The 4,240-nt window shown below is 72.6% G+C and carries 10 protein-coding genes; all 10 read right to left on the reverse strand.

The genetic code is table 11. From position 1 onward, the window contains the following. Positions 1-136 precede the first annotated feature (136 nt). From ACWCPW_RS51585 to ACWCPW_RS51630, 10 genes are read right to left on the reverse strand one after another with little or no spacing between them, the layout of a single operon-like run. Complete coding sequence (locus ACWCPW_RS51585; protein ID WP_449768616.1) at positions 137-340, reverse strand: hypothetical protein; 204 nt, start codon at positions 338-340, stop codon at positions 137-139. Further along, complete coding sequence (locus tag ACWCPW_RS51590; protein ID WP_449768588.1) at positions 337-480, reverse strand: hypothetical protein; 144 nt, start codon at positions 478-480, stop codon at positions 337-339. Before ACWCPW_RS51590 ends, ACWCPW_RS51585 begins: the two co-directional genes overlap by 4 nt. Continuing rightward, entirely contained in the window at positions 477-716 is a 240-nt protein-coding gene (locus ACWCPW_RS51595; protein ID WP_449768589.1) for a hypothetical protein, read from the reverse strand. The genes ACWCPW_RS51590 and ACWCPW_RS51595 overlap by 4 nt, the downstream gene beginning before the upstream one ends. Continuing rightward, positions 713-946, reverse strand: coding sequence for a hypothetical protein (locus ACWCPW_RS51600; RefSeq protein ID WP_449768617.1), 234 nt, complete (start codon positions 944-946; stop codon positions 713-715). The genes ACWCPW_RS51595 and ACWCPW_RS51600 overlap by 4 nt, the downstream gene beginning before the upstream one ends. Next, positions 946-1,230 carry a hypothetical protein gene (locus ACWCPW_RS51605; protein ID WP_449768618.1) on the reverse strand — a complete coding sequence of 95 codons (285 nt, stop codon included), beginning with the start codon at positions 1,228-1,230 and terminating at the stop codon, positions 946-948. The genes ACWCPW_RS51600 and ACWCPW_RS51605 overlap by 1 nt, the downstream gene beginning before the upstream one ends. Continuing rightward, the gene (locus ACWCPW_RS51610; RefSeq protein ID WP_449768619.1) at positions 1,227-1,988 is read right to left on the reverse strand and encodes an ERF family protein; all 762 of its coding nucleotides are present in this window, start codon (positions 1,986-1,988) and stop codon (positions 1,227-1,229) included. The genes ACWCPW_RS51605 and ACWCPW_RS51610 overlap by 4 nt, the downstream gene beginning before the upstream one ends. Then, positions 1,985-3,001, reverse strand: a complete 1,017-nt coding sequence (locus ACWCPW_RS51615; RefSeq protein ID WP_449768620.1) for a YqaJ viral recombinase family nuclease — start codon at positions 2,999-3,001, stop codon at positions 1,985-1,987. Before ACWCPW_RS51615 ends, ACWCPW_RS51610 begins: the two co-directional genes overlap by 4 nt. Then, positions 2,998-3,153, reverse strand: a complete 156-nt coding sequence (locus ACWCPW_RS51620) for a hypothetical protein (protein WP_449768621.1) — start codon at positions 3,151-3,153, stop codon at positions 2,998-3,000. The genes ACWCPW_RS51615 and ACWCPW_RS51620 overlap by 4 nt, the downstream gene beginning before the upstream one ends. Next, the gene (locus tag ACWCPW_RS51625) at positions 3,150-3,803 is read right to left on the reverse strand and encodes a phiSA1p31-related protein (RefSeq protein ID WP_449768622.1); all 654 of its coding nucleotides are present in this window, start codon (positions 3,801-3,803) and stop codon (positions 3,150-3,152) included. The genes ACWCPW_RS51620 and ACWCPW_RS51625 overlap by 4 nt, the downstream gene beginning before the upstream one ends. Then, on the reverse strand, positions 3,800-4,153 hold the full coding sequence (locus ACWCPW_RS51630; RefSeq protein ID WP_449768623.1) for a DUF6197 family protein: 354 nt from the start codon (positions 4,151-4,153) through the stop codon (positions 3,800-3,802). The genes ACWCPW_RS51625 and ACWCPW_RS51630 overlap by 4 nt, the downstream gene beginning before the upstream one ends. Positions 4,154-4,240: the final 87 nt, after the last annotated feature.

Below are 4,240 nucleotides of genomic sequence, written 5' to 3' on the forward strand. Positions count from 1 at the left end.
CCGGCGTGCAGGATCTCGGCGACCCGAGCCGCGTCCACCGCGCGTTGGGCGGCGGAGACGGCGTGCAGTCCGGCGGCGGCCAGGCGGGTCTCCCAACGGATCTGGGTCAGGGACCGCAGGTCGGTGGTCGTGGCCTTCACGAGGCACCTCCGGCTTTGTCGGCGCGGGCGATGCGGCGCTCGACCAGGGCCTGCCACTCGCCGTACAGCCAGGCGACGCGCGGGGTGGACTCGCCTCCGAGGAGCGCTTCGTAGTACGCCTGGCCGGCGTCCTCGGTGCGCTTTTCGAGGCTGGGTTCGGGTTCGGGTCGGGTCTGCGGTCGCAGGCCGGGAGGGATCATCGGGTCCTCCGGTGCTGTCCGTGGGGGTGGCGGAGTGAGCGGGTGATCTCGATCCCGGCGCCGGCGAGGGAGATCCCGAGGATCACCAGGACGCCGGCGACCGCGGCGACGACGGCCGGGAACCACAGGGCGGTGATCACCGGTCCCACCGCCAGGACTCGATCGCCGCCCGGTGCTCGGCCATGTCGACCTCGCGGTTGACGGCCTGGACGAACGCGGGGTTCGAACGCAGGTAGGCGGCCAGCCAAGCCGGGTCCGGCACGTTCTGGTCGGCTTTGGGCCGGCGGCGGTGGTCGCGCAGGAACAGCAGCAGCGACACGGTGGAGATGGTGACGGCGCCGGCCGCGATGGCGGCCAGGACGATCAGGGTGGTCACGACGCGTCTCCGATCAGGCGTGCGGCCCAGGAGCCGCGGTCGGCGTACAGCTCGTCGTCGGGGCCCCAGTTGGCGTCGTCGGCGACGTAGTCCAGCTCGGCCAGCACGCGCGGGTGCGGCGGCCGGGCGGTGGTGATGACGTGGGTGCCGTGGTGGACGCGGGCCGGGGTGCGGGGGCCCCGCCCGGCCGGGATGACCCGGCCAGGCAGGGTGCGCGGGGAGGCGGCCATCAGAACGGGACCTCGGTGGCGAGTTCCGCCCGGCGCGCGGCGGCCCTCTCGCGGTTGACGCGCTCCCGGTCGCCCATTGCGTGCCATTCGGCGTGGGCGGCCTCGTCCACGTGGTCCGTGGTGATCAGGGCTGCGGTGGCCGCGGCGAGCGCCATCGTGGCGTGCGCGTGTGCCCTGGCGGTGAGTTCGGCGACGAGTCGGTCCCGGTCCGGGTGGTCCTCGACCACGCCGCGCGCGCACATCAGGAACGCCTCGGCCCGGTGGTAGTGCTCCGGCCCGGTCACTGGACACCACCAGTGCGGTCCATGTACATCCGGCCGCCGATCGAGTCCAGCGACTCCTGCTCGCCGGTCTCGTTCATCACCCGGGCGTGCAGCATGTTGAGGCTGCGCAACTCCATGCGGATCTGGTCCAGCCGCGCGGGCGTGGTCTTCGGGTTGAGCTGCTCGTCGCGGTAGGACTCGGCCGAGCGGGCAGGCGCCTCGCCCCGTTCGAAGTGCTCGGCGTCCGCGTCGCGATCTCGCGTGGGGACGAGCCCGTTGTTGATGAGCAGCGTGCGGAGCGCAATTGACTGTGCCTTCGGCGTCGACCGCCCACCCGCGTCCGACGCCTCACCAGCGGCCTGCGACTCGAGGAAGCTTCCGTCCGGGCCGTAGATACGGAAGGTCACCAGCACGGTGCACTCGCGCATGCTCGTGTTGCCCGAACTCTTGAAGTCCCTGTAGGTGGCCTCCACGCGGTGCTGAATGACCAGAACACCGTGCTTGCGGCACACCGGGCCGAACGCGTTCAGGGCCGTCTCGATGCCCCGGAACTTGAACTTGCCAGCGCCCTTGCCGTCGAAGTCGTCGCTCTTGCCGATCGACCTGATGTCGCCCATGACGCGCGACCAGGCGAGGACGGCGGACAGCTTCTCGGGATCCACGGACAGGTCGCCCAAGTCGGGCTCTTCGTAGGTGTGTTCCGGCTCGACGTCGGTGGCGACGGTGTCCGGTGCGCGGCCCGCGAGGGCGGCGGCGTTCTCGGCGAGACCCACGGTCACGCCTCCTTTGTGGGCTTGAGGCGGTACGCCTTGTCGATGTCGATGCGCTCGCCGGGCTTGTCGGTGACGCACGCCGTGTAGGCGTCGGGCCACTCCTCGGCGAGGCGGGCGAGGTCGGCGTTCGCGCGCTTGGTCGGCTCCATCGACCACGCCCGCTCGCCGCCGAGCGCGGCGGTGCGGTGCGGGCCCAGGAGTCGCAGCAGCTCGGCCTGCGCGGCCGCCTTGCGCTTGCCGGCGGCCTTCTCCTCCAGCCGCGCGGTCTCGTAGTCGTGCAGCGCGCCGAGCGCGTCCGGGTCGCGATCGAGGTCGACCACCCCTGCGCGGTCCGGGTGCAGCCGGCGGTACAGGTCGACGGTGCGCTCCGGGTCGCCCGAGTGCGCGGGCGCCACCCGGGCCAGCACGTGCTCCGTCCAGAACCGGTCGACCGCGGTCACGATGTCGGCGGTCACCTGCCGGTGGTCGGCGGAGCGGATCACGCCCTGCCGGTAGTCGTTGCCGCCGACCAGGACCGCGTAGTGCATGTGGTCGTAGCCGGTGACGTGCATCTGCCACAGGACCTGGGCGAGGACGTCGTCCGGCGGACCGTCGTGCCACCGCGCGGACTTGAACGCCGAGCGGCACTTGATCTCCAGCGCGCACACCTGCCAACGCGTCTCCGGCAGCGGGCACTCGGTGATGCGACGGTCCAGGGTGGCCCGGTGGTGGGGGTGGCCCTCGTGCGCGACGATGCCGATGGGCTCGACGACGGACCGGCAACGCCGTGCCCACTCCTGCGCGATCGTCTGCTCGAGGAGCAGGCCCCACATGGCGGCGTCGCCGGCGTTGTCGGCGACCTCGCCAACCTTGTCGTGGTAGACGTGCAGCGGTGTGGTGAAGTCGGAGACCCCGAGGATTCCGGGGACATCGGACGATCCGACGCCCTCGCGCCGGGCGGCGAGCCAGACGTCTCGGTCGGCCCACGGCGGCAGAAGCAGGCGCCCGGTCGGGGTGACCATGTCGGTCGAGGTACTCACTCGTCGTCTCCCTCGTCGGGGTAGCGGGGCCCGGGGCATGCCGGGCAGTCCAGGGCCGGGTCGGCGAGGTACGCGCCGGTGTCGCCGCACGAGGCCGCGGGGGCCGCCGCCGCCCTGGGGGGCAGGGCAGCGGCAGCAGTCGAGGCGGTCACGCGGGGGCCTCGGCGACGGGCGGGTCCTGCGGCAGCCGAGTCAGCGGGCCGTGCTCCGAGAGGACGTCCCCCAGGAACTCCGGCTCCTCGCCGACCGCTTCACCGTGCTCGTTGACCCGCCACAGCAGCGGCTCGTCGTACTGCCAATCGCCCTGGTGGGCCCACCGGCAGCCGTCCCGGTCGGCGTACACGCCGCTCAGGTCGAACATTCCGGACGGGGCGCCGGAGGTCAGGTGGCAGGGCTCGTCGATCTCCGTCTCGAACGCGGTGTCGACCGTGCCGTTGGCCCACCACTCCTGCCAGTCCTGGCCCGAGGCGGACAGGACCCGGCCACCACGCAGCTCGATCAGAACCTGCGTGGTCTCCCGCACCCAGTCCGGCGTGCGGCCAGCAGCCTCGTACTTGTCCATCTCCGCGCGCCGGACCAGGCGGAACGCGAGGTCGATCTCCGCCAGCAGCTCTCGCTCCAGGTCGGTGGACGCCGCGCGGCGGACCTGCTCCAGGCGCTCCACGGACATCACCGGCGCGGGCGTCGGGCCACACCATGCCCGGCAGGCCAGAGAGCGGGCGCCGGCCGTGTCGACCACCGTGGTCAAGATCGCGCCGGAGAAGACGCCCTTCCCGCACAGCGCGCATCGGGGCTCTTTCATGCGGCACCGCCCGACTCGGCCGCGACAGCAGCCGACTCCAGGGCGGCGAGGACCTCGTCAACCGTGCGCGCCGGGTCGTCGTTCCACGTCGCGATCAGGCTGACCGCCCCGGCCGGGGACGGTCCGAGGTGATCGGCGAGGAACTGCTCGGCGTCCTCCAGTACCGCCGATCCCTGCGACTGGATCGGGTGCCCCGTCACGGCTAGGCGAATGGCGCCGGCCGCGCACACCGGGCAGTCGACGAACGGGTAAGGGGCGCTGACGTCCACGAACCCGCCCTGGTGCCAGCCGTTGATGCGGATGATCTGGATCGCCCGCCGGTACACGGCAGGCAGATGCGTGGTCGTCATCGGGTCGTCTCCCCGGTCGTCGTGTCGGTGGTGATCGCGGGCCGCGGCGGCGGGGGCGCCAGCGCCAGCAGGCGGGCCTCCCGGGCG

Source organism: Embleya sp. NPDC001921, from assembly GCF_053594475.1.